At 61.2% G+C, this 18,360-nt stretch carries 18 protein-coding genes; 11 read left to right on the top strand and 7 right to left on the bottom strand.

Going from position 1 to position 18,360, the window contains the following annotated elements:
- Positions 1 to 16 precede the first annotated feature (16 nt).
- From pgeF to EFQ99_RS26540, 4 genes are all read left to right on the top strand, one after another.
- Complete coding sequence (pgeF, locus tag EFQ99_RS26555; RefSeq protein WP_126924193.1) at positions 17 to 811, top strand: peptidoglycan editing factor PgeF; 795 nt, start codon at positions 17 to 19, stop codon at positions 809 to 811.
- Positions 812 to 816: 5 nt separating this feature from the next.
- Complete coding sequence (locus EFQ99_RS26550) at positions 817 to 1,968, top strand: M24 family metallopeptidase (RefSeq protein ID WP_126924192.1); 1,152 nt, start codon at positions 817 to 819, stop codon at positions 1,966 to 1,968.
- A 200-nt stretch (positions 1,969 to 2,168) separates the two neighbouring features.
- Entirely contained in the window at positions 2,169 to 2,984 is an 816-nt protein-coding gene (locus EFQ99_RS26545) for a hypothetical protein (protein WP_126924191.1), read from the top strand.
- 92 nt (positions 2,985 to 3,076) lie between these two features.
- Positions 3,077 to 4,009 (top strand): ribose-phosphate pyrophosphokinase, encoded by a 933-nt coding sequence (locus EFQ99_RS26540; RefSeq protein WP_126924190.1) that lies wholly within the window; start codon positions 3,077 to 3,079, stop codon positions 4,007 to 4,009.
- Positions 4,010 to 4,166: 157 nt separating this feature from the next.
- On the opposite strand, the gene EFQ99_RS26535 is transcribed toward EFQ99_RS26540, so the two are convergent.
- Complete coding sequence (locus EFQ99_RS26535) at positions 4,167 to 5,195, bottom strand: aldo/keto reductase (RefSeq protein ID WP_126924189.1); 1,029 nt, start codon at positions 5,193 to 5,195, stop codon at positions 4,167 to 4,169.
- A gap of 117 nt (positions 5,196 to 5,312) precedes the next feature.
- On the opposite strand from EFQ99_RS26535, the gene EFQ99_RS26530 reads away from it, so the two are divergent.
- A complete protein-coding gene (locus tag EFQ99_RS26530) occupies positions 5,313 to 6,218 on the top strand; it encodes a LysR family transcriptional regulator (RefSeq protein ID WP_126924188.1) in 906 nt (301 codons plus the stop codon).
- Between the two features lie 57 nt (positions 6,219 to 6,275).
- On the opposite strand, the gene EFQ99_RS26525 is transcribed toward EFQ99_RS26530, so the two are convergent.
- Both EFQ99_RS26525 and EFQ99_RS26520 read right to left on the bottom strand, forming a co-directional pair.
- Positions 6,276 to 7,736, bottom strand: a complete 1,461-nt coding sequence (locus EFQ99_RS26525) for a hypothetical protein (RefSeq protein ID WP_126924187.1) — start codon at positions 7,734 to 7,736, stop codon at positions 6,276 to 6,278.
- Positions 7,737 to 7,853: 117 nt separating this feature from the next.
- Positions 7,854 to 9,314 (bottom strand): hypothetical protein, encoded by a 1,461-nt coding sequence (locus tag EFQ99_RS26520; protein ID WP_126924186.1) that lies wholly within the window; start codon positions 9,312 to 9,314, stop codon positions 7,854 to 7,856.
- A gap of 296 nt (positions 9,315 to 9,610) precedes the next feature.
- On the opposite strand from EFQ99_RS26520, the gene EFQ99_RS26515 reads away from it, so the two are divergent.
- From EFQ99_RS26515 to EFQ99_RS26495, 5 genes are all read left to right on the top strand, one after another.
- Positions 9,611 to 10,219 carry a 50S ribosomal protein L25/general stress protein Ctc gene (locus EFQ99_RS26515; RefSeq protein WP_126924185.1) on the top strand — a complete coding sequence of 203 codons (609 nt, stop codon included), beginning with the start codon at positions 9,611 to 9,613 and terminating at the stop codon, positions 10,217 to 10,219.
- Positions 10,220 to 10,402: 183 nt separating this feature from the next.
- On the top strand, positions 10,403 to 12,754 hold the full coding sequence (locus tag EFQ99_RS26510; protein WP_126924184.1) for an EAL domain-containing protein: 2,352 nt from the start codon (positions 10,403 to 10,405) through the stop codon (positions 12,752 to 12,754).
- 24 nt (positions 12,755 to 12,778) lie between these two features.
- A complete protein-coding gene (locus EFQ99_RS26505; RefSeq protein ID WP_126924282.1) occupies positions 12,779 to 13,492 on the top strand; it encodes a substrate-binding periplasmic protein in 714 nt (237 codons plus the stop codon).
- A 196-nt stretch (positions 13,493 to 13,688) separates the two neighbouring features.
- The gene (gene pth, locus EFQ99_RS26500; RefSeq protein WP_126924183.1) at positions 13,689 to 14,420 is read left to right on the top strand and encodes an aminoacyl-tRNA hydrolase; all 732 of its coding nucleotides are present in this window, start codon (positions 13,689 to 13,691) and stop codon (positions 14,418 to 14,420) included.
- Positions 14,421 to 14,424: 4 nt separating this feature from the next.
- Positions 14,425 to 14,877: a GNAT family N-acetyltransferase gene (locus tag EFQ99_RS26495; RefSeq protein ID WP_126924182.1), complete on the top strand. Its 453-nt coding sequence runs from the start codon at positions 14,425 to 14,427 to the stop codon at positions 14,875 to 14,877.
- A gap of 10 nt (positions 14,878 to 14,887) precedes the next feature.
- Here the strand turns inward: EFQ99_RS26495 and clpS are convergent, their stop codons facing one another.
- From clpS to EFQ99_RS26480, 3 genes are all read right to left on the bottom strand, one after another.
- Positions 14,888 to 15,199 (bottom strand): ATP-dependent Clp protease adapter ClpS, encoded by a 312-nt coding sequence (clpS, locus tag EFQ99_RS26490; protein WP_126924181.1) that lies wholly within the window; start codon positions 15,197 to 15,199, stop codon positions 14,888 to 14,890.
- Between the two features lie 94 nt (positions 15,200 to 15,293).
- A complete protein-coding gene (locus EFQ99_RS26485; protein ID WP_245441590.1) occupies positions 15,294 to 15,695 on the bottom strand; it encodes a type II toxin-antitoxin system VapC family toxin in 402 nt (133 codons plus the stop codon).
- Positions 15,692 to 15,949 carry an AbrB/MazE/SpoVT family DNA-binding domain-containing protein gene (locus EFQ99_RS26480; protein WP_126924179.1) on the bottom strand — a complete coding sequence of 86 codons (258 nt, stop codon included), beginning with the start codon at positions 15,947 to 15,949 and terminating at the stop codon, positions 15,692 to 15,694. Before EFQ99_RS26480 ends, EFQ99_RS26485 begins: the two co-directional genes overlap by 4 nt.
- A gap of 136 nt (positions 15,950 to 16,085) precedes the next feature.
- On the opposite strand from EFQ99_RS26480, the gene ychF reads away from it, so the two are divergent.
- On the top strand, positions 16,086 to 17,189 hold the full coding sequence (gene ychF / locus EFQ99_RS26475; protein ID WP_126924178.1) for a redox-regulated ATPase YchF: 1,104 nt from the start codon (positions 16,086 to 16,088) through the stop codon (positions 17,187 to 17,189).
- Between the two features lie 18 nt (positions 17,190 to 17,207).
- On the opposite strand, the gene EFQ99_RS26470 is transcribed toward ychF, so the two are convergent.
- Positions 17,208 to 18,281, bottom strand: a complete 1,074-nt coding sequence (locus tag EFQ99_RS26470) for a hypothetical protein (protein WP_126924177.1) — start codon at positions 18,279 to 18,281, stop codon at positions 17,208 to 17,210.
- Positions 18,282 to 18,360 lie beyond the last annotated feature (79 nt).

Raw genomic sequence — 18,360 nt, 5'->3', positions numbered from 1 at the left:
AACTCGGGAATCGCAGATGCAGCACGTGGCCTCTCCAGCACCGATCGAAAGCGCACTGCTGAACGAAGTGGCGGACGGCGCCATCCGCCATGGTTATTTCACCCGGGCCGGCGGCGTTTCCAAAGGCATCTATCGCGGCCTCAATGTCGGCCTCAGCTCCAGCGACGAGCGTGAAAACGTCATCGAAAACCGCCGCCGAGTCGCCGCCTGGTTCGGCCTGCCGCTCGAGCGGCTGGCAACCGTGCATCAGGTCCACTCGCCTGATGTCGTGACGGTCGGCGCCGATTACGACGGCGCCCGCCCGGATGCGGATGCGTTGGTGACGGCAGTACCCGGCATTGCGCTCGGCGTGCTCGCCGCCGATTGCGGCCCGATCCTTTTTGCCGATCCCAATAACCGCGTCATCGGCGCTGCCCATGCCGGCTGGAAGGGCGCACTGACCGGCGTCATCGAAAATACCGTCGCCGCCATGGAAGCCCTGGGTGCTGACCGCGGCAGCATCATTGCCTGCCTCGGCCCCTCGATCAGCCAGGCAAGCTATGAGGTCGGCCCGGAATTCGTCGATCGTTTCCTTGCCGAAAGCCCGGATCACGAGCGCTTCTTCGTGCCTTCCGCAACATCAGGCCACGCCATGTTCGATCTGCCGGCGCTGACCGTCGAGCGTCTGACCCGGGCCGGCGTGCGCGCCGAGAGCCTCGGTCTCTGCACCTATCCGGACAGCGAACGTTTCTTTTCCTACCGCAGGACGACACATCTGAAGGAGCCGGACTACGGCCGTCAGATTTCAGCGATATCAATCAGGGAGAATTGAGCAGAATGGCACTGCACTTCGAAAAGGCCGAGTTCGCAAGCCGGCTTGCGCGCCTCACCGAAAAGATGAAGGAAGAAAAACTCGACGCCCTGCTGCTCTTCGCTCAGGAAAGCATGTACTGGCTGACAGGCTACGACACCTTCGGCTATTGCTTCTTCCAGACGCTGATCGTCAAGAGCGACGGCACCATGTCGCTGCTCACCCGCTCGGCCGATCTTCGCCAGGCCAAGCACACCTCGATCCTCGAGGACATCAACGTCTGGGTCGACAGGGTCAATGCCGATCCGACCCTCGACCTGAAGAATCTCCTGGTCGAGATGGACCTGCTCGGCACCCGCATCGGCGTCGAATATGATACGCACGGCATGACCGGCCGCGTCGCCCGCCTGCTCGACGCGCAGTTGGCCACCTTCGGCCAGATCGTCGACGCCTCCTATCTCGTCAGCCGCCTGCGCCTCGTCAAGAGCCCGACGGAGGTCGCCTATGTCGAGCGCGCCGCCGTTCTCGCCGACGATGCGCTCGATGCCGCGATCCGGCTGACCAAGCCCGGCGCCGACGAGGCCGATATCCTCGCCGCCATGCAGGGCGCGATCTTTTCCGGCGGCGGCGACTATCCCGCCAACGAAATGATCATCGGCTCCAGCGCCGACGCCCTGCTCTGCCGCTATAAGGCCGGCCGCCGCAAGCTCGACGCCAACGATCAGCTGACGCTCGAATGGGCCGGCACTTACGCGCATTACCATGCCGCCATGATGCGCACGATCGTCATCGGTGAACCGATGCAGCGCCACCGCGAGCTTTACAACGCCTGCCGCGAGACGATCGAGGCGATCGAGACCGTGCTGAAGCCCGGCCATACTTTCGGCGACGTCTTCGACATGCACGCCCGGATCATGGACGAGCGCGGCCTTGCCCGCCACCGGCTGAATGCCTGCGGCTATTCGCTCGGCGCCCGCTTCTCTCCTTCCTGGATGGAGCATCAGATGTTCCATGTCGGCAACCCGCAGCCGATCGAGCCGAACATGTCGCTGTTCGTGCACATGATCATCGCCGATTCCGATACGGGCACGGCAATGACGCTCGGCCAGACCTATCTGACGACGCCGGATGCGCCGCGCGCCCTTTCGCGCCACTCGCTCGATTTCATCGGCCTGTAAGCATGTCGCGCAAAAGCGTGCAGCGGTTTTGCGATCACGACATGCGAAGATTGAAGGTCCTGCAGCGTCCTTTGCGCGTCTGGAAAGACGCGGTGCTGTAGAGCCGGGATTGACCGGTGAGAATCCGGAATTGACAGGAGACTATCCCCGCCCGCATAAATTCGGGCGGGGCTGACGATGGTGGGAAGGACGGACAAGGGATGACGCGAGCTGCGATTGTGCCCACGCTCCTGGTCGTCATAGCTCTGCTGACCGCCTGCAATACGACCGATGCGCTGACGCCGCAGGTCGATATCGGCGATTCCTCGGATGCTAGGCCGTCGAGCCCGGTGACGCAGAGCGAGGCCGAGCGCCTGGCGGGCACGCGCCAGCAGGTCTTCGCCGGAAGCCCGCAGCAGGGCGGCTACCACCCGGCCTATGACCAATCGCAACGGGCCTATCGGCCGGGCTCCGGCGCCCCTCCGACGACGATGCAGGCACAAGCCGACGCCCTGTCGAGGAACGGCTCCTCGCCCGCTGCCTCCACCCCGATCGAGGGACAGTCGCTGCCGCCGCCGGCCGCTGGCGGCGAGGCCGCTACGCAGCAGCCGGCCGAAGTGCAGCAGCCGCAACAGACCGCCGCCGTCAACGCCGGCCCCTCCTCCGCTCGCGGCAATACCGTGCGCTTCCTGCCGATCATCGGCGCGCCGGTGCAGGCGGTGACGCCGCTCTCGCGCCAGCTCGGCGCCGAGGCGCGCGCGCACGGCCTCTCCATCAAGAGTTCGAACGACGCGAGCAGCGACTACATCCTCAAAGGCTATCTCTCCGCCTTCAGCGACGACGGCAAGGTCACCGTGGTCTATGTCTGGGATATTCTCGACAATGGCGGCGCCCGCCTGCACCGCATCCAGGGGCAGGAAAGCGTGCCGACGGCCGCGGCCGATCCCTGGGCAGGGGTGCCGGCTTCGGTGATGCAGCAGATCGGCGTAAAGACCATCGCGGAATTCTCGTCCTGGCGGCAGACTCGGGGCGGTTAGTCACAAACTTATCGCAAATTCGAAATTGCCCTTGCATTCACGGGGAAGCTGACTAATAAGCGCGGCTATCAGCGCATAACAGGCGGACCAAAATGAAGGTTTTCGCAGGCAATTCGAACCGGCAACTCGCCGAAGCGATCTGCAACTATCTCAATGTTCCCTTGGGGAGAGCCAGTGTCCGGAGGTTTGCCGATCAGGAAATCTTCGTGGAAATCCAGGAGAATGTGCGCGGTGAGGACGTCTTCCTCGTACAGCCGACCGCCTTTCCCGCCAACGACCACCTGATGGAATTGCTGATCATGATCGACGCGATGCGTCGTTCGTCAGCCCGCCGCATCACCGCCGTCCTCCCCTATTTCGGTTATGCCCGTCAGGACCGCCGCGCCTCCGGCCGTACGCCGATCTCCGCCAAGCTGGTGGCAAACCTCATTACCGAAGCCGGCGCCGACCGCGTGATGACGCTCGATCTCCATGCCGGGCAGATCCAGGGCTTCTTCGACATACCCACAGACAACCTCTTTGCTATGCCGGTGCTGACGCGCGACATCAAGAGCCACTACGACCTCAGCAACGTCGTGGTCGTCTCGCCTGACGTCGGCGGCGTGGTGCGCGCCCGCGCGCTTGCCAAGCGGCTGGACTGTCTACTGGCCATCGTCGACAAGCGTCGCGATCGGCCAGGTGAATCCGAAGTCATGAACATCATCGGCGACATTGCCGGCAAGGACTGCCTGCTGATCGACGATATCGTCGATTCCGGCGGCACGCTCTGCAACGCTGCCGACGCGATGCTCGCCAAGGGTGCCTCCAGCGTCACCGCCTACATCACCCATGGCGTTCTCTCGGGCGGTGCGGTCACCCGCGTCACTTCCTCGAAGCTTCGCGAACTCGTCATCACCGACTCGATCCAGCCGACGACGGCCGTGCTCTCGGCGCCCAATATCCGCATCGTGACGACGGCGCCGCTGATCGGCGAAGCCATCAGCCGTACGGCCCAGGAAGAGTCCGTCTCCAGCCTTTTCGACTAGAGCAATTCCAGGAAAAGTGCGAAGCGGTTTTCCGTCCGGAATTGCGCAAAAGCAAAAGGTTAGAACGGTTCAGCGCTTCCGTTAAAAGCTGAACCGCTCTAACGGGCCAGCTCCGCCGCGTGAATTGCCACGGCGGAGAGATTGCTTTGCTCCCCGCTCAGCGGCCGAGAGCCGTCTTCTGCTGCTGATCGACGAGATTGTCGATGAACCAGTTCGGATAGACCGGCGCAGGCTCGGTCGCCGCATCGAGCGCTGCAAGTTCGCCTTCATCGAGCACCAGTTCCGCTGCGCCGAGATTGTCGGCCAATTGGTGCGGTTTCGAAGCACCGAGCAGCACACTGGAAACCGTCTTCTTCGCCAGCAGCCAGGCGATTGCCACCTGGGCTACGCTCGCCCCGTGCGCGGCGGCGATCACCCGCATCCGCTCGACCAGCGCAAACCCCCGTTCCTTGTCGAAGGGCAGGATATCGAAGCCGGAATATCGGTTCTCGGGATCGCCGAGCGTTTCGCGCGTGTATTTGCCGGAGAGAAAACCGGAGGCGAGCGGGCTCCAGACCGTCAGCCCGAGGCCATAGCGCTGCATCATCGGAAGAACGTCGCGCTCGACGTCGCGGCCGAGCAGCGAATAATGCATCTGCCCATGCGTGAAGGGTGCCAGCCCGTTCGCCTTCTGGATTTCAAGCGCTGCCGCCACCTTCCAGGCCGACCAGTTGGAGAAGCCGATATAACGGACCTTGCCGGAGCGCACGACCGCGTCGAGTGCCGACAGTGTCTCCTCCAGCGGCGTGAACGGGTCTTCCTTGTGGACGATGTAGACGTCGATCCAGTCCGTTGCGAGCCGTTTCAGACTTTCTTCGACCGACCAAAGGATATGGCGGCGAGAGAGCCCGGCCTGACCGAGCGGTGTGCCGGTACGAAAACCGACCTTGGTGGCGATCACCACTTCGCTGCGCCGCGCCTTCAGCACCTGTCCGAGGATCGCTTCCGACTGGCCGGAGGCATAAGCGTCCGCCGTATCGAAGAAGTTGACGCCGGCGTCGAGCGCCTGCCCGACGAGCGCGTCGGCGACATCGGCCTCGGTCTTGTAGATCGAGCCCATGCTGCGGTCGCCCGACGTGAAAGTCATCGCGCCGAAGGCAAGCCTGGAAACGGCAAGGCCGGTTTGTCCGAGAGTCGTATATTGCATGTCATCCTCCATCCGTTGGATTGTTGTGATCGGATGGAGGGACAATGCCTGAAAGCATTATTGCGAAAAATCCTCTGGGTGGATAAGCCTTATGAAGCTCAACTTCATAATTGACCAATGGCGCCCGATCCCTTTACCGGACTGACCGAATTCCTGGCCGTCGCCGATGCCCGGAGCTTTACCGCCGCCGCCGCATCGCTCGGCGTCACGCCGACGGCCGTCAGCCAGACGATCCGCGCGCTTGAGAAGAGGCTCGGCGTCCCGCTTTTCGTCCGCACCACGCGGCGCGTCGCGCTCACCGAAGCGGGGGCGGCCCTTTTCCAGCGGGTTCGTCCCGCCGCAACAGACATTGCCGATGCCTTCGACATGCTGGAGGGCTTCCGCGACCGCCCGCTCGGGCATCTCAGACTCACCGTGCCGCGCATGGCCGTACCGTTGATCGTCACGCCGCTGCTGCCGCGATTTCGCCAGGCCTATCCCGATATATCGGTCGAGATTTCGGTCGACGATGCGGCGATCGACATTACCGAGCGCGGCTTCGACGCCGGCATCCGCATCGGTGAAGCGATCGAAAAGGACATGATCGCCATGCGGCTGACATCGGATATCACTTGGACGGTCGTCGGCTCACCCGGCTATTTCCAGCGGCATGGCCGGCCGGCGACGCCGGAAGATCTCACTCGCCATCAGGCGATCCGCTATCGCTACCCGACATCGGGCGTCATCTATCGCTGGGAATTCGAGCGTGCCGGACGCGATTTCTCCGTCGATGCGCCTGGCAGCCTGATGGTCAATGATTTCCTGCTGTTGCTCGAACTCGCCGAAGCCGGGCTCGGCCTTGCCTACCTGCCTGACATAGCCGTCGGCGAGGCGGTGGCGGCAGGGCGGCTCGAGCGGGTGCTTCAGGCATTTCTGCCGACCTCGCCCGGCCTGTTTGCCTATTTCCCCGCCCGCTCACAGGCGCAGCCCAAGCTGCGCGCCTTTCTCGACATGGCGTCGACGCTGTTGCGCCGCAAAGGGTGATACCTCAGCGGCGCATCTCTTCTTCGAGCGGCGGACCCGCTCGATCGTCCGACTGGATTACGGCTGGTCCGCTGCCTTGACCACCTGTCCGTTGACGGCGATCGAACCATCGCGGCTGATGCTGATGTCCCAGCGCGAACGACCGTCCGGATCGGTCTTGGCGAAGCCCTTCACCATCATGATGCCGAAGGAGACCTGGTTGAGATCGGGATCCGTCTTGGCAAGTTCCCGAACCGCGGCGATCGTCTTGTCGAGATCGCGGGCCAGGATCGTCGCCTCCATCGAATAATCCTTCTCGGTATCGACCCTCCCCTCGATCTTGCCCGTCATGTCGATGTCATAGACATCGGACTTGGCGCTGATCTTCGGAAACTCGACGGCGAGCCGGCCATCACGGAAGAGCTTCTTTGCCATCTCTTCGCCGCTCTTTTGCGCGGCCTTGTCGTTGAAATCCATGGCCATGAATGCGTCGCCGAAGCCTGCGAAATCCAGATTCGGAACAGCGACCTGCAGATCGAAGCTGGCCGGCATGAAGGCCGAATAGCTTGCCGGCACCAACGGCGTGTCGACACTGATCTCCTGCGCAGTCATGCCGAAGCCGAAACGCATGGCGTCGCTCGGCCCGTCCATGGCGACGTTGTAGCCGAATGCCTTGGCGCCGCCCTTGCCCACGTCGGTGCTGACGGTCAGATTGTTGACCCCGATGGTCTCGCTGAACGAGGCAAGAAGCGGGAAGGCATCCTTGAGTATTCCCTTGATCTTGTCGCTGTTTTCGGGGCTCAGCTCCTTCTCGTCGACGTGGTCGAGAACGAAGAAGATCATATCGCGGATCTGCTTGGCCGGCAGGCCTTTCACCTCGGCCGCGAAATCGAGAGAATCGGCGCGGAATTCAACGGGCGGCATTTGCAAGCCGGAAACCTGCTCGACGAAACCAGACATCGAGCCGGTGCCTGCGAAATCGATACGCCCGTTGCCGCCGGCGCTGTCCGTCGACGTCAGCTTTTGCTCCATGCTGGCAAAGCTGGCATGGACTTCCTCGGTTTCGGACTTGCTGCTGACCTTGATGTCCTTGGCGGCGAAGGTGCCGGAGCGCAGATAGCTGATCGCCGGATCGAAGACACCGTTGTAAGCAAGCGAGGCAATGGAATAGGTGAAGTCCGCCGGCTTCTGGTCCGGGCCTTTCATATGACCGGAGACGTTGAGGCTGTTGTCGCCCTCGATATTCCAGAGCCCGCTGTCTAGCGGCGTGGCGAACATGGAGAACGGCGTCAGCCCGTTGATGGCGAATTTCGCCGGATCGGCTTTGCCAAGCAGCTTTGCCAGATCGTAAATGATCTCGTAGCGCGCGCCCGCCGGATTGACGGTGATCAGGCCGCTCTTCGCCAGATCCTTGGGAAGCAACTTCGTCAGAGTGTCCTTGACGGCATTGGCGCCGTCCTGGTTGATTTCGGCGCTCTGGGCCGTGGTGACAAGGCAAAGTGCCAGCAAGCTCGTTGCCGTGACAAGTTTAAGACGCATAGTCCGATTTCTCCTCAGCCGCTCTTTTGATTGCGGCCATCCAAAGATGTGAAGCGCGGCGCTGTCAAGCCAAGTGGCGACAGGCAATGGCGATTTTGCCGCGCGGGCGAGCAAGGATTACGGCTGATCCGCTCCCTTCATCACCTGGTCATTGACGACGATCGAACCGTCGCGGTCGATGCTGATATCCCAGCGCGAGCGGCCGTCCGGATCGGTCTTGGCAAAGCCCTTGACCATCATCATGCCGAATGAGACCTGGCTGAGATCAGGATCGGACTTGGCAAGACCCTGCACCGCAGCAATCGTCTTGTCGAGGTCGCGTGCGAGGACCGTCGCCTCCATCGAATAGTCTTTCTCGCTTTCGAGCCGCCCATTGATTCTGCCGCTGATATCGAGGTCGTAGACCTCGGATTTGACGCGGATCTTCGGAACGTCGATAACGAACTCGCCGTTGAGAAAGAGCTTCCGTATCATCATTCCCTCGAAGCCTTCCGGCGCGGGCTGGTCGAAATCCATCGCCAGGAAGGCGTCGCCGAGGGCAGCGAAATTCATGCGGGGAACGGTAAGCTGCGCATCGAGGCTGGTTGGCACGAAAGCCGAGTAGCTTGCCGGCACCAGTGGGCTGTCGACGCGGATCTCTTGCGCATTGATGCCGAAACCGACGCGCATCGCGTCCGTCGCTCCGTCCACGACAATGTTGTAGCCGAACGCTTTGGCGCTGCCCGACCCCGCCTGGCTTGTCACGGTCAGGTTTTTGGCGCCGATCGTCTCGTTGAGCGAACCTAAAAACGGCAGGCTTTGGGCAACCACCTCTTTCAGCCTGGCATTGGTTTCACGACTATAGCCTGCCTCATCCGCGTGTTCGTTGACGAGGACGTACATGTCGATGAGCTTCGACATCGCCACGTCGCCCACCTGGATGTCCATATCGAGGGAATCGGCGCGAATCTCGACCGGCGGCATTTGAGGATTGGATACCCGCTCGAAAAAATCGGCCGACGAGCCGCTGCCGGCAATGTCGATGCGCCCATTGCCGGCAGCGCTGTCGGTCACGTTTGTGCTATAGTTGGTGTCGCCGAAGCTGAAGCTGGTTTCCTGGCCGCTGAACTTGCTCGAGAGGCTGGTCTTCTTGGCGGTGTATTTGATCGACCGCAGAGAGTTGATCGCCGGATCGAAGACGCCGCCATAGGCCAGCGATCCGACGGAAAGGGAGAACTCCCCCGGTTTCCGGTCGGGGCCTATGAAATTGACGGACATATCGAGGTTGTCGCTACCCTCAATGTTCCAGAGTCCGGTTTCGAGCGGCGTAGCAAACGTCGAGAGTGACGTCGATCCACTGATCACGGTTGTCGCCGGATCGGCCCCGACAAACAGCTTCGCCAGATCGTAGATGATTTCATAGCGCGCACCGGCCGGATTGACTGTGACCAGGCCGCTCTTCGCATGCTCCTTCGAAAGCAACTTCGTCAGATTGTCCCTGACCGCATTGGCGCCATCCTGGCTGATCTCGACGGCTTCAGCCGTGGTGAAAAGACCAAGTGCCAGCAAGCACGTTGCCGTGATAAGTTTGAAACGCATATTCCGCATGTTCCCCAGCCGGTTGACAGCGGCCATCCAAAGATGGGAAGCGCGTCCGTGTCAATTTGCGCTTTGTGGAAATAACAATCTTGCCGCTCATCCGGCGGCTGATTTCGCGGCATGTGCGCGCCGCAATCCGCAACTTGCGTTTCCGAGCGACTTATAATATAGGCCACCGGTCCGCGTAGACACCCTTGGAGGCAACGCGGATGAGGATGGGGAAACCCGCCTCCGGTTCGATGGCACAAGGCTTTTGCCCGCCGCCGAACTCTCCAATAACCTCGAAAGGAATAGCCATGAGCCACGAAACTTACGAGCTCAAGGCCGAGGCGCGCGAACGGGTTGGTAAGGGGTCCGCCCGTGAACTTCGCCGCAACGGTTTGATTCCCGCTGTCATCTATGGTGACAAGCAGGCCCCAATTTCTATCGCTCTCAACACCAATGAGGTGACGAAGCGCATTCATGCCGGTGGTTTCATGACCACCGTGGCGACGATCGAAGTCGACGGCAAGAAGCACAAGGTTCTGCCGAAGGATTACCAGCTCGATCCGGTCCGCGACTTCACGCTGCATGTCGATTTCCTGCGCGTCTCCGGCAACACCCAGGTGACCGTCGAAATCCCGGTTCACTTCATCAACGAAGAGAAGTGCCCGGGCATCAAGGTCGGCGGCGTGCTGAACATCGTTCGCCACGAAGTCGAAGTTCACTGCCCGGCCGATGCGATCCCTGAATTCTTCAACGTTGACCTCAACGGCAAGAAGATCGGCGACAGCATCCATATTTCGGAAGTCACCCTGCCGAAGGGCGTCACACCGGTCATCGACCGCGACTTCACCATCGCGACCATCATTGCCCCGGCTGGCGGCATTGACGAGACCGCTGCGGAAGGCGAAGCCGAAGCCTGATCGCTTCGACAATTTGTAAAGCATATGGCCCGCTTTCCCCTGGAAAGCGGGCTTTTTCGTTGCCCGGAAAGGTTGCGGTTTTAGCAACATTTAACAAATTTATGGAAGCATGCTCCGTCAGCTGCGAGAAGCCCGCCCAACGCACGACAGCAAATAAGGCCGGCCGGGGGAGTAGACGGAAATATGAGCAATTCCGTTGAGAACAGATTTTTTGCAATAGTATGCGGAGCCCTGCTCGTTTTCGTGGCTCCCCTCTTTGTTCTCTTTCTCTTCCTCTCCTCCGAACGGGCCGACAAAGAAATACGCGATCATATCTCCGTTCTTCTTGTCGCCAATGCCCAGGCGCTGGCCAAACCCCTCTGGGATCTCGACGAGGACAGCGTCACCCAGATCAGCGCGACGGTCGTTTCCCAGGGCGCTATCGTCAAGGTCGAGGTGCGCGACCAGTCGGGCCAGCTCGATATCAGCCAATCCACCATTCCGCGCTCGTTCGACGGCAAGCTGGTGCAGGTGTCGCGCGCCATCATCTACAACACGGTCGACGGTCCGAAGAACCTCGGCAGCATCAGCGTCTATTACCCGGCACTCGGCCTGTTTTCGGGCCTGAAACAGGAAGAGGTCGTCTTCATCTCGATCTTCATCTTCGCGGTGCTGACGGTCTTCGGCACGGCGCTGATCGGCAACCGCATCTTCGTCATCCAGCCGCTGATGCGGCTGGCGGCCGCGATCGAGGCGACGCGCCAGCTCGGCTCTCGCCATCATGTCGACTGGCAGTCGAACGACGAGATGGGCCGCCTTGCCCACAGCTTCAACGAGATGCAGACCAAGCTCGAAAGCGAGGAGAAGGAGCTGAAGGTCGCCCATCGCCGCGCCACCGATATCTACAACCTGACCCCAGCCATGCTCTTCTCGCTCGACGAGGAAGACCGCATCACCGCTGTCAGCGATTACTGGCTCTTCGCCACTGGCTATCATCGCGCCGCCGTCATCGGCCGCAACTTCGCCAACCTCGTCACTTCAAACAGCCGCGACAGGTTCGTCAGGCGCCGCGAAGCGGAAAACGGCACGGCCGTCACCGTCAAGTTCATCTGTAAGGACGGCCGCGTCATGGACGTCCTCATCATGGAATCGGAAGCGGCAGCCGACGCCCAGGACCGCCTCTCACTGTCCGTTATGACCGATGTAACCGAGCTCAAGGCCTCCGAGGACCGCAACCACCGTCAGGCAATCACAGACCACCTGACCGGGCTTCTCAACCGCCAGGGCTTCGAAGCCGTCCTCGACAACAAGATTGCCGCCGCCGACGCAGCCGGCCAGGAACTCGCCTGCCTGTTCGTCGATCTCGACCGCTTCAAGTGGATCAATGACAATATGGGCCATGCCGCCGGCGATACGGCGCTGATCGAGCTCGTCGAGCGCCTGAAGACGCATCTTGCTCCCTCCGACGAGGCCGCCCGCCTCGGCGGTGACGAATTCGCCATCCTGCTGCCGGCCAAGGACGCCGAGAAGCGCGCCAGCATGATGTGCGAGCAGATCGCCTCGATCTTCGAAACACCCTTCGGTCCCGACATGCATCTCAGCGCTTCGGTCGGCATCGCCATCTATCCCAGGCATGCCGCGACCGCAGCCGAACTGCTGCAGAAATCCGACATGGCGATGTATGCCAAGAAACGCGACGGCAAGAACGGCGCGCAACTCTTCGACAACGTCATGCTCGACCGCGCCCGCAGCCGCGCCGAGATCGAGGCCAATATCGAAGCCGGCCTCGTCGACAACTGGTTCGAGGCTTTCCTGCAGCCGATCGTCAACCTGAATGGCCGCAGCATTGCCGGCTTCGAGGCGCTGATGCGCCTCAACCACCCGCAGAAGGGCCTGATGCCGCCGGCTGAAATCATCAACGTCGCCGAGGAGACGGCAAAGATCGTCCGCGTCGGCAACGTCATCATGGAAAAGGCGGTCGCCAACCTCGCGAAGATTTCCCGCATATCGGGCATGCAGGATACCTATCTCGCCATCAACTTCTCGCCGCTGCAGTTCGAAGCCACCCTGCCGACCCGCCTTGCCGCCATCGTCGGCCGCCACGGCATCCGCCCCGAGCGCATCGTCGTCGAGATCACCGAAGCCGTGCTGATGCACGACAACCCGCAGATCCGCATGATCGTCACCGAGCTTCGCCGTTTCGGCTGCCGGATTGCGCTCGACGATTTCGGCACCGGCTATTCGTCGCTGAGCTACCTCAACCGCTTTCCGGTCGATATCATCAAGATCGACCAGTCCTTTACCCGCGCGATCAATGACGGCGACGACGATGTGCGCCAGAAGAGCCGCATGCTGATCGAGGGCATTACCACGCTTTCCCACAAGATGAACTGCACCGTTATTGCCGAGGGGATCGAGACCGAAGAAGAGTGCCGCACGCTCCACCAGATGGGGCTTGACTACGGCCAGGGCTACCTCTTCCATCGCCCGCAGCATGCAGCCAAGCTTATCGAGGAATTGATGGCGCCGCAGCCCAACGTCGCACGCGCCTCGTGAACGAAGAACGAAGGAGATGATATGATGAAAAAGCTCCTGCTTCTCGCATGCCTGGCGCTGCCTTGCGCCGCCCATGCGCAGACGGTGGCCTTCACCACCGAGGATTATGCCCCCTTCAACTATCGCGAAGGCAAGGTAATCAAGGGCGCGACCGTTGAGCAGGTCCAAAAGGTGATGGCGGCGATCGGTGTCGATTACACACTCGAGGTCATGCCCTGGGCGCGCGCCTATGGCCTTGCCCGCACCGCGCCGATGACCTGCGTCTTCGCGACCGCCCACAACAGCGCGCGAGACCCCTTGTTCAAATGGATCGAGCCGCTGCTCATCGACCGCAATATCCTGATCACCCGCAAGGGCTCGGGCATCGCCGCCGCCAATCTCGACGAGGCGAAGAAATACACGATCGGCACCCAGCGCGAGGATTATACCGAGACGATCCTGAAGGAGAAGGGCTTTACCAAGCTCGACATCGCCAGCGACTTCAACGCCACGCTGCGCAAGCTCTTGAGCGGGCGCATCGACATGATGCCGATCTCCGAGCTCTATTTCGAAAAGCTGAAGGCCGACCAGCCAGTGGAGATGGTGACCGTGCTGTCCGCCCAGCCGATGGGCATCGCCTGTGAGAAGAGCTTTCCGGACGATCTGCGCGCCAAGATGCAGGCTGCCCTCGACAAGCTGATCGCCGATGGTGACCAGAAGCAGATCTACCTGAAATACGGCATGAACCTGTCGGAGTGACGCCGCCCGGCAGGCCATTGCCCTTTCCGCTTGACTTTGCTTTCGTTTCCGGGTGGTGAACGTCGGGAAAACCCTAAAGCGCGTCACGATCTTTCGGATTCGCCGGCCACGCTTTAGGTCTTAGGTTTTCCGTATGTCGTGATCGAAAACCGCTGCACAATTTTGCGCGACATGCTCAAGCGAGGAAAGACAGGCCATGCTGATCATCGCGGGTCTCGGCAATCCCGGCGGCAAATACGCCGGCAATCGCCACAATATCGGCTTCATGGCCGTCGATGCCATTCATCGGCGCCACAGCTTCTCGCCCTGGTCGAAGAAGTTCCGGGCCGAGATTGCCGAGGGCGAGATTGCCGGCGAGAAGGTGCTGCTGATCAAGCCGCAGACCTTCATGAACCTCTCCGGCGAGTCCGTCGGCGAAGCCATGCGCTTCTACAAGCTCCAGCCCGCCGACCTGGTCGCCATCTACGACGAACTTGATCTGCCCCCGGGCAAGGCGCGGCTGAAGACCGGCGGCGGCCATGGCGGCCACAACGGCATCAAGTCGTTGGACGCCCATTGCGGCAAAGAATACCGGCGTCTGCGTCTCGGCATCGGCCATCCCGGCGTCAAGGAAATGGTGCAGAACCATGTGCTCGGCGATTTCGCCAAGGCCGACAGGGTCTGGCTGGAGCCGCTTCTCGACACTCTGGCCGACAATGCCGACATGCTGGTGCGAAACGAGGATTCGCAGCTGATGAACAAGATCGCTGTAGCGCTCGGCGGCAAGGCCGAGGAAGAGAAGCCGCGGAAGGAAGCCAAGGACAGCGACAAGAAGCCGGCCGGCCAGTCGCACATCCGCCAGGCCCGCAACAGCAATCAGCCGAAACTGCCGACGACCGGTCCGATGGCCGAGATGCTGAAGAAGATGTTCGGCGGCAAGGGAGACTGAGCCGGTGCCGGATCAGGATTTCACTATCCGTCCCGCCGCATCAGGCGATCTCCCCGGGCTGACCGTCCTCTACCACCATCTGAACCCGACCGATCCCATTCTCGACGGGGCGATGGCCGAGGAACGTTTCTCCGCCATCCTCGCCCAGCCGGGCATGACCATATTCATCGGCTTTGCAGGCGGTCTCGCCACCGCCACGGTCACGTTGATCACCGTGCCGAACCTGACGCGGGGCGGCTCCTCCTATGCACTCGTCGAAAACGTCGTCACCCATGCCGATCACCGTCGGCGCGGTTACGCCGGCGCCATCATCGGTCATGCGGTGGAACAGGCCTGGAAAGCGGGCTGTTACAAGGTGATGCTGCTGACCGGCTCCAAGAACCCGGCGACGCTACGCTTCTATGAGAATTGCGGCTTCGTGCAGGACAAGACCGGCTATCAGATCCGCCGGTCCTGAGCGATAGGACCTATTCCTCTGGCTCGGTGGTGAACATCAGCGGGAAGCCCATCTCCTTGGCAAGGTCGATGCCCTCCTTGGCCTTGGTCTCGGCAATATCCCTGACGCAGACCACGACCACGCAGGAACCGAGCTTATGCGCGGTCATCATCACCCGGTAGCCGGTCTCCTCGCTCATGCGGAAGACGACCTTCAGGATCACGATGACGAACTCGCGCGGCGTATAATCGTCGTTGACGAGGATGACCTTGTAGAGCTTCGGCTTATCCAGCTTCGGCTTCACCTTGATCTTCGGTTTCAGGGCAACGTCATTGTCACTCATCGGAAGATCCACCCGTTGATGACATGAAAAGGCGGAAAGAAACATCCGCTAACAATATATTGCACCGTAAGCACGGCAGTTCAATGACGGAGTGTTATTCCACGGAAAGCAGGAGACAATTCTGGCCAGCTTTTTGAAGAATGGCGGCGGCTTTCCTGTCGAATGTCGCAAAGCTTTCTCCGCCAAGCCTTTCCCCTTCGAACGCAATGATGCCATCCGCGAAATCGCCACCAGCCTCCAAGAATAAAAGACCGCTTGTGACAGCGGCACGATCCAGTGTGACCGTCTCTGCCTCCCCGAGATATGTTATCGCCTGCTTCAATTCAGCTGCATCGAATTTATAGAGTCGGCGGAGAACCCAGACCAATTCGCAAAGCGTCTGGTTCGGCACGACGATACTGTAGGACCGAAGGAACTCTTCAGCCTTCGGACTCTCCAGAGGATGGTCGCGCGTAAACATCCGCACGAGAATGTTTGTATCGACGACGACCTTCAAACCTTGCCCTCGCCCGCCCATCCAGCCTCGATCGCCTCATTTATCTCGTCGATGGAATAGGCTCTATCGGCCTTGTGAGCGAACATGCCGAAGAGACGATCGATAGGTACCATCGGCTTCATCGCGTGAATATTTCCGTTGCCTCTCGGTAGGAGATCGATCTCGATCTCATCACCGGGTGCTACCCCGAGATGGTCGAGAACCTCTTTCTTGAGGGTCACCTGACCTTTCGCCGTAACTTTGAGCCTGACCATTGCACTACTCCTGCTCCATTGAAAGTAAGGCAATTCTGCCTTACTTTCAATGCGCTTTAATTTCAAGGACCCTTGACCGGGAGAAGGTGTTCCCCCATAGGCAGGGGCAAAGTTTTCATGAATACGGACATCAGCCATGGGCTTCAAATGCGGCATCGTCGGCCTGCCGAACGTCGGCAAATCGACCCTCTTCAACGCGCTCACCAAGACGGCGGCGGCACAGGCGGCGAACTATCCCTTCTGCACCATCGAGCCGAACACCGGCGAAGTCGCCGTGCCCGACCCGCGCATGCGCAAGCTTGCCGACATCGCCAAGTCCAAGGAGCTGATCCCGACCCGCATCTCCTTCGTCGACATCGCCGGCCTGGTGCGCGGCGCCTCGAAGGGTGAAGGCCTCGGCAACCAGTTCCTCGCCAACATCCGCGAAGTCGATGCCATCGTGCATGTGCTACGCTGCTTCGAAGACAGCGACATCACCCATGTCGAGGGCCGCATCAATCCTGTGGCCGACGCCGAGACGATCGAGACCGAGTTAATGCTCGCCGACCTCGAAAGCCTGGAGCGCCGCACCGAGCAGACGCGCAAACGCGCCACCAGCAAGGACAAGGATTCGATGGCGATGCTGCCGATCATGGAAGCCTCGCTAAAGCTGCTGAACGAAGGCAAGCCGGTGCGCACGCTGCTGTCGACGCTCGACGCCGAGGAGATCGCCATCCTCAAGGGGCTCAACCTTCTGACCTCGCATCCGGTGCTCTACGTCTGCAACGTCGCCGAAGGTGATGCCTCGACCGGCAATGAATTCACCGAAGCCGTCGCCGTCATGGCGAGGGAACAGGGTGCCGAAACCGTCGTCATCTCGGCGGCGATCGAGGCTGAAGTTGCCCAGCTTCCCGAGGAGGAAGCCAAGGAATTTCTCTCCGCTCTCGACCTCGATGAGGCGGGCCTCGACCGGCTGATCCGCGCCGGCTACAAGCTGCTCCACCTCATCACCTATTTCACCGTCGGCCCGAAGGAAACGCGCGCCTGGACGATCGAGCGCGGCACCAAGGCGCCGCAGGCGGCCGGCGTCATCCATTCGGATTTCGAACGCGGCTTCATCCGCGCCAACACCATCGCCTATGACGATTACATCAAGTACAACGGCGAAGTCGGCGCGAAAGACGCCGGCAAGGCGCGTGACGAAGGCAAGGAATATGTCGTCCAGGACGGCGACGTCATTCACTTCCGTTTCAATACCTGATCGGATTTAGCTGCCGCCTCAACCGGGCGGCAGCCTGTTTGCGATTGCCGGCGGCAGTGCCCTGAGCACCAGTCTCCGAAGCGGCATCCACCCTGTTCCGATGACGAGCACGATGGCCCCGACGACGATCAGCGTCGTCGAGACGTAGGTGTCAACAGTCGCACTTCCGTGCCGGAAGACGCTGAAGATCGCAACCCCGAGCGACAGCAGCCCCGAGGTCACGAAGGCGCGGCGGTCGATGACGAGGCCGATCAGCATCAGCGCCGCCACGGTCGCGACGACCACGGGCGTCCGGGCAGACATGTTCCCCAACTCGAAGATATGGCCGCCTTCTCCGAAGGACAGCAGGGAAACGGTGCTGTAAAGCAGCGCCGGCGCAGCACCCAGATGCAGCCAGAAAGCGATATCCGATCGCGTCGTCCGGCGCAGCCGGTCGCCGAGATCGAAATAGAGCGCCGTCGCAAAGAGGCCGAGCGCGCAGACCAGGGCGATCGCAGCCAGCAGGGCAAGATGATCGACGAAAAATGCGGGATTGCCGCTTAGCCATTGCACCAGGCGCAAAAGCAGAGTGAGTACCAAGGCCAGCGTCGACATGATGGCGAGCGCCAGCGACAAGGGCACGCGATAGCGGGCATAGTAGACGCCAAGAAGGATCGGGAAGCCGGCGACGAACTGCGTCAGCTCAGCCCCGATCTGGGAAGTCCACGGCGTGAAGACGCGGGACATCAGCAAAAATGTCCAGCAGAACAGCGCGATCGTCAGGCTGACGGCCGGCAAGGCAAGCCGCTGGCGGCGCACCAGGATTTCCGAAAGCACGATGATGGCTACAGGCACCGCGTAAAGCGGCGCAAGGCCCCAGAGGCCGACGAGCGCTACGACGATGCCGATGGTAATCAGCACGTCGTGGAACCCGCGCACGAAACGCGGCGTCTCCGTATCCGACCAGGCCGGCCCCTCGGCCGCCAGTGCCGGCTGCACCGCCGCGACAGCCACGCCGCGCTCGGTGAGGAACGGCAGAAGCCGTCCGCCCACCTCCGGCGAAATCAGCCCCTCGCGCGCCGCCTCGTCAAGTATCGACCTCAGTTCAGTCATGCCGGTTTATCTCCCCGGAATCGTTGAGCCCGCGCGGATGCTATTGTAAGCACTAGAGCATGTCGCGCAAAACTGTGCA

The sequence above is a fragment of the Rhizobium vallis genome (assembly GCF_003985155.1).
Taxonomy (GTDB): Bacteria; Pseudomonadota; Alphaproteobacteria; order Rhizobiales; family Rhizobiaceae; genus Rhizobium; species Rhizobium vallis.
This window is presented reverse-complemented; position numbering and strand designations above follow the sequence as displayed.

Bases quoted from the DNA above. Each gene is read 5' to 3' on its own strand.
- pgeF (WP_126924193.1), top strand. From the start codon at position 17: ATGCAGCACGTGGCCTCTCCAGCACCGATCGAAAGCGCACTGCTGAAC.
- EFQ99_RS26550 (WP_126924192.1), top strand. From the start codon at position 817: ATGGCACTGCACTTCGAAAAGGCCGAGTTCGCAAGCCGGCTTGCGCGC.
- EFQ99_RS26545 (WP_126924191.1), top strand. From the start codon at position 2,169: ATGACGCGAGCTGCGATTGTGCCCACGCTCCTGGTCGTCATAGCTCTG.
- EFQ99_RS26540 (WP_126924190.1), top strand. From the start codon at position 3,077: ATGAAGGTTTTCGCAGGCAATTCGAACCGGCAACTCGCCGAAGCGATC.
- EFQ99_RS26535 (WP_126924189.1), bottom strand. From the start codon at position 5,195: ATGCAATATACGACTCTCGGACAAACCGGCCTTGCCGTTTCCAGGCTT.
- EFQ99_RS26530 (WP_126924188.1), top strand. From the start codon at position 5,313: ATGGCGCCCGATCCCTTTACCGGACTGACCGAATTCCTGGCCGTCGCC.
- EFQ99_RS26525 (WP_126924187.1), bottom strand. From the start codon at position 7,736: ATGCGTCTTAAACTTGTCACGGCAACGAGCTTGCTGGCACTTTGCCTT.
- EFQ99_RS26520 (WP_126924186.1), bottom strand. From the start codon at position 9,314: ATGCGTTTCAAACTTATCACGGCAACGTGCTTGCTGGCACTTGGTCTT.
- EFQ99_RS26515 (WP_126924185.1), top strand. From the start codon at position 9,611: ATGAGCCACGAAACTTACGAGCTCAAGGCCGAGGCGCGCGAACGGGTT.
- EFQ99_RS26510 (WP_126924184.1), top strand. From the start codon at position 10,403: ATGAGCAATTCCGTTGAGAACAGATTTTTTGCAATAGTATGCGGAGCC.
- EFQ99_RS26505 (WP_126924282.1), top strand. From the start codon at position 12,779: ATGAAAAAGCTCCTGCTTCTCGCATGCCTGGCGCTGCCTTGCGCCGCC.
- pth (WP_126924183.1), top strand. From the start codon at position 13,689: ATGCTGATCATCGCGGGTCTCGGCAATCCCGGCGGCAAATACGCCGGC.
- clpS (WP_126924181.1), bottom strand. From the start codon at position 15,199: ATGAGTGACAATGACGTTGCCCTGAAACCGAAGATCAAGGTGAAGCCG.
- EFQ99_RS26480 (WP_126924179.1), bottom strand. From the start codon at position 15,949: ATGGTCAGGCTCAAAGTTACGGCGAAAGGTCAGGTGACCCTCAAGAAA.
- ychF (WP_126924178.1), top strand. From the start codon at position 16,086: ATGGGCTTCAAATGCGGCATCGTCGGCCTGCCGAACGTCGGCAAATCG.
- EFQ99_RS26470 (WP_126924177.1), bottom strand. From the start codon at position 18,281: ATGACTGAACTGAGGTCGATACTTGACGAGGCGGCGCGCGAGGGGCTG.